The sequence below is a fragment of the Devosia sp. genome (assembly GCF_034675085.1).
Classification (GTDB): domain Bacteria; phylum Pseudomonadota; class Alphaproteobacteria; order Rhizobiales; family Devosiaceae; genus Devosia.
In genome coordinates, this window is sequence record NZ_JAUCDN010000248.1 from 1 (window position 1) to 4,934 (window position 4,934).

5 protein-coding genes are annotated in these 4,934 nt (G+C 66.2%); all 5 read left to right on the plus strand.

Translation table 11 applies throughout. From position 1 onward, the window contains the following. Positions 1–934 (plus strand): Gfo/Idh/MocA family oxidoreductase (locus VDP82_RS13845; RefSeq protein WP_323015434.1); only part of this gene is annotated, 934 nt, incomplete at its 5' end. Between the two features lie 27 nt (positions 935–961). Next, positions 962–2,245: a DegT/DnrJ/EryC1/StrS family aminotransferase gene (locus tag VDP82_RS13850; protein WP_323015435.1), complete on the plus strand. Its 1,284-nt coding sequence runs from the start codon at positions 962–964 to the stop codon at positions 2,243–2,245. A gap of 3 nt (positions 2,246–2,248) precedes the next feature. Beyond that, a complete protein-coding gene (locus tag VDP82_RS13855) occupies positions 2,249–2,779 on the plus strand; it encodes a GNAT family protein (protein WP_323015436.1) in 531 nt (176 codons plus the stop codon). Next, the gene (locus VDP82_RS13860) at positions 2,757–3,650 is read left to right on the plus strand and encodes a hypothetical protein (protein ID WP_323015437.1); all 894 of its coding nucleotides are present in this window, start codon (positions 2,757–2,759) and stop codon (positions 3,648–3,650) included. The genes VDP82_RS13855 and VDP82_RS13860 overlap by 23 nt, the downstream gene beginning before the upstream one ends. After that, a complete protein-coding gene (locus VDP82_RS13865) occupies positions 3,647–4,777 on the plus strand; it encodes an N-acetyl sugar amidotransferase (RefSeq protein WP_323015438.1) in 1,131 nt (376 codons plus the stop codon). The genes VDP82_RS13860 and VDP82_RS13865 overlap by 4 nt, the downstream gene beginning before the upstream one ends. Positions 4,778–4,934 lie beyond the last annotated feature (157 nt).

The following is a 4,934-nucleotide window of genomic DNA, read 5'->3' on the forward strand; positions in this document are numbered from 1 at the left end:
CGGCGGCTTCGACAGCGCCCGCGGCAACGAGGGCCTGCCCCTCACCCATGCCGGAGCCTTTTCGCGCCATGCCGACTTCTGCCTGGCCGCCTGCATCGAACCCGACCCGGATCGGGCCAGGGCCTTCGCCACCCATTGGTCCATTCCCCGGACGGCGGCCAGCTTTGCCGAACTGGGGGCCTCTGCCGGCGCGTTCGATGTCATCAGCATCTGCTCGCCCACCGCTGCCCATGCCCAGGACATCGCCAGCGCCCTGGCCCTCAAGCCGCGCCTCATCTTCTGCGAAAAGCCGGTGAGCCCTGATCTGGACGCCACCAGCGCCGTAGTTGCCGCCTGCGCGGCCGCCGGAGTGACGCTGATGGTCAACCACACGCGGCGCTGGGCCCCCGATATCGGCCAGTTACGCGCCGACATCGCCGCCCGCACCTGGGGGAGCCTGCGCTCGGCCACCGGGGTCTACAACAAGGGCGTGCTCAACAATGGCAGCCACATGCTCGACCTGCTGGCCTTCCTCGTGGGGCCGCTGACCCCGCTCTGGGCCGGCCGGCCGCATTGGGACCACTGGCCGGACGACCCCAGCATCGCCGCGGCGCTGGAAGGTCCCGACGGCCTGCCCATCATGCTCAATATCGCCGATGCGCGCGACTACGCCCTTTTCGAACTCGAACTGGTGCTGGAGCGCGCCGTCATCCGCATGGAGCAGGGCGGCGGCAGCTGGCGCCTGCGGCATGCAATCGACAGCCCGACTTTCTCTGGCTACAAGACGCTCGATGCAGGCGGGAACCAGGCCGGTCGCTACGATGCCGCCATGACGGCAGCCATCGCGGAGATCGCCGCCGTGCTCGACACCGGTGCCGAGCCGGCCAGCACCGGCAGGACGGCATTGGCGACACAGACATTGTGCCACCGGATCAGACAACTCGCACAGGCTTAAGGCGCCAAGGCTTCGACAGGATCATCCATGAGCAGACAAACCCTCGCCCTGCTGGGCGGAACTCCCGCCATCCCGGCCCCGCTGGCGCCCTTCAAGAGCATCGGCGAAGATGAGGTGACAGCCGCCACCGCCGTCATCCGCACCGGCGTGCTCTCGGCCTATATCGGCGCGCCGGGCGACGGCTTCATGGGCGGGCAGCATGTGCGCGCCTTCGAGCAGAAGGCCGCCGCCCATTTCGGCGTCAAGCACGCCATCGCCGTCAATTCCTGGACCTCGGGGCTCATCGCCGCCGTGGGCGCCATCGGCATCGAGCCGGGCGACGAGATCATCACCACGCCCTGGACCATGGCGGCGACGGCCACCGCCATCCTGCATTTCAACGGCATTCCCGTCTTCGCCGATATCGATCCGGTGAGCTTCAACATCGACCCCGAAAGCGTCGAGAAGCTGATCTCGCCCCGGACCCGCGCCATCATGGCCGTCGATATCTTCGGCCAGTCCGCCGACATGGTGGCGCTGCGCGACATCGCCAGCCGCCACGGGCTCAAGCTGCTCAGCGACACCGCCCAGGCCCCCGGCGCGCTCTACAATAACCGCTTTGCCGGCACCCTGGCCGATATCGGCGGCTACAGCCTCAATTACCACAAGCATATCCATTCCGGCGAAGGCGGCATCATCGTCACCGAGGACGACCGGCTGGCCGAGCGCATGCGGCTGATCCGCAACCACGCCGAGGCGGTGATCCGCTCCGAGGACCCGGACGAGCTCAACAACATGCTGGGCTATAATTTCCGTCTGGGCGAAATCGAGGCGGCCATTGCCAGCGTGCAACTCGACAAGCTCGAGGCCCGCGTGGCCAGCCGCCAGCGCGCCGCCGAAAGGCTCAATGCCGGGCTGGCCGGTTTCGAAGGCCTCCAGACCCCGGTGGTGTCCGAGGGCTGCACCCATGTCTACTACGTCTATGGCCTCGTGCTCGACGTGGACCGGCTGGGCCTGACGCGCCAGCGCATCCTGGAGGCTCTGCGCGCCGAGGGCGTGGACTGGCTGATGAACGGCTATCAGAACATCCACATGTTCCCTATCTTCCAGAAGAAGATCGCCTATGGCTCCAAGGGCTTCCCCTGGAACCAGCCCTTCGTGTCGCGCGACATCGACTATGGCCGGGGCATTTGCCCGGTGGCCGAGGACCTGCACGAGCGCCGCTTCCTCGGGCTCAATCTGTGCATGGGCGAAATGGAAGACGCCGATGTCGACCAGATCGTGGGCGCCTTCGCCAAGGTCTGGGCCAATCTGGACGCATTGCGGGGCTGATCCATGCTGCCGGGACCGATATTGAGCGGAGACAAGGTGCGATTGCAGCCTTTCCGCGCGGCCGACATCACCCCGGCCTATCTGTCCTGGCTCAACGACCCCGAAGTAGTGCGCTATTCCAATCAGCGCTTCCGGCAGCATGACGAAAGCTCATGCCGCGCCTATCTGGCGAGCTTTGCCGGGAGCGCCAATCTCTTTCTGAGCATCCAGCGTCTCGATGATAAGCGACCGGTGGGCACCATGACCTGCTATCGCAGCATGCCTCACGGCACTGCCGACATCGGCATCATGCTGGGCGAGCGGCAATGCTGGGGGCAGGGCCTGGGCCTGGACGCCTGGACCACGCTGATGGGCTGGCTCGCGCTGCAGCCCGGTATGCGCAAGATCACCGGCGGCACGCTGGATGCCAATATCGGCATGCGCAAGATCATGGAACGCGCCGGCATGCAGCTCGAAGCCGTGCGGCGCGCGCAGGAAATTCTCGACGGCGAACCCCGGGACATCGTGCTTTATGCCAAATTCCTGGATCGCTGATCTCGCCCGCCCCCTGGCGGTCGTCTGCCACGATGCGGGCGCAGCCAATATCATCTTCGCCGGCATCCGGGACGCGGAGGGCGCTATTAGGGTGCTGGCGCGCGGGCCGGCGCTGCCGCTGGCCCAGGCCAGCCTGCCCTGCGAATGGCTCGTGGACGACATGGAGGAGGCGCTGGAGGGCGCCGTCACCCTGCTCAGCGGCACCGGCTGGGCCAGCGACATCGAGCACGACGCCCGCCACGCGGCCCAGCGGGCCGGTATCCGCTCCATCGCCGTTATCGACCACTGGGTCAATTACCGCGAGCGCTTCACCCGCCTTAGCGAGGAAATCCTGCCCGATGAAATCCGGGTGACCGACCCCGAAGCGCTGGCTTTGGCCCGCGCCATCTTCCCCGGCACACCCGTGACCCTGCATCCCAACCTCTATCTTGCTGCCGCCGTGGCGAAGATTCCGCCTCCCCCCGCCAGCCCGCCAACCCTGCTCTATGTGCTCGAGCCGGCACGAAGCACCTGGGGGCGGGAGCGGCAGGGAGAGTTCCAGGCGCTGGATTTCTTCGTCGAGAACCTGCCCACGCTCGCCCTTCCCCAAGACCTGCAAATCATCTTGCGGCCGCACCCTTCCGATGCGGCGGGGAAATACGATGCCTGGCTGGCGGCCCATTCCAACCTCGACGCCCGGCTCGACACCGGCCCCGACATTGCCAACACAATGGCGCAGGCCCGCTGGGTTGCCGGCTGCGAATCCTTTGCACTCGTGCTAGCGCTGGCAGCCGGCCGGCAGGTATTGTGCACCCTGCCGCCCTGGGCGCCGGCCTGCCGCCTGCCCCATGACGGCATCAGACATCTGAAGCGGAAAGACCCGGCGCCATGAAATATTGCCGCAACTGTCTGCAACCCGATACGCGGCCCAATAGCCGCTTCACACCCGACGGCCTGTGCCCGGCCTGCGATTATTTCGACAGGCTCAAGGAGGTCGACTGGCAGGAGCGCTACGACATCCTCACCGAGCTGCTGGCCAATGCGCCGCGCCGGCCGGGGCAGATGTTCGACTGCATCATCGGGGTCAGCGGCGGCAAGGACAGCTCGCGCCAGGCGCTCTGGGTGCGCGACAAGCTGGGGCTGAAGCCGCTGCTGGTGTGCCTGTCCTATCCGCCCGAGCAGGTGACCGAGCGCGGCGCTGACAATATCGCCAATCTCATCGAGCTGGGATTCGACGTGGTCATCTCGGCCCCCGCCCCGCAGACCTGGCAGCGCCTGATGGCCGAATCCTTCGCCCGCTTCACCAATTGGGCCAAGTCGACCGAACTGGCCCTGTTCAGCTCGGTGCCGCAGATCGCCATCCGCTACGGCATTCCGCTGATCCTGTGGGGCGAAAATCCCGGCTTGCAACTGGGCGACCTCAAGACGCTGGGCAAGACCGGCTATGACGGCAACAATCTGCGCTACATGAACACCCTGGCCGGCGGCGCCGCCGACTGGATGTACGAGGCCGGCGCCACCGAGCGCGAATTGCTGCCCTATCAATATCCCAGCCCCGACGCCTTCGAGGCCCATGGGTTGCAGATCGTCTATCTGGGCTGGTTCCTGGGCGACTGGTCGCTGGTCAATAACGGCATGTATTCGGCGGCCAGCGGGCTCAGGCTGCGCACCGACACAGTGGATCATACCGGCGATCTCAAGGGCGTCACCTCGCTCGACGAGGACTGGGTGACGCTCAACCAGATGATCAAGTTCTACAAATTCGGCTTCGGGCGCGTCACCGATTACGTCAACGAGGAAATCCGCCTCGGCCGCATGAGCCGCGAGGCTGGCATCGCCCTGGTCGAGAACTATGACGATGCCTGCTCCCCCGACTATATCGCCAGCTTTTGCGCCTATATCGGCATCACGGTCGAGGCCTTCTGGGAGCAGGTTCGCGCCTCGGTCAACCGCGAGCTGTTCGACATCGCCGCCGACGGGCGCATCACCCGCAAATTCCAGGTCGGGGTGGGCCTGTGAGCGCCCGCCTCGTCGGCATCGTCGACTATGGCATCGGCAATGTCGCCTCGGTCGAGCGTTCGCTGCGCATGCTGGGCCTGCGCAGTCGGCTCAGCCATGATCCCGATGTGCTGGATGGGTGCGGTGTCATCATCCTGCCCGGCGTCGGCGCCTTTCC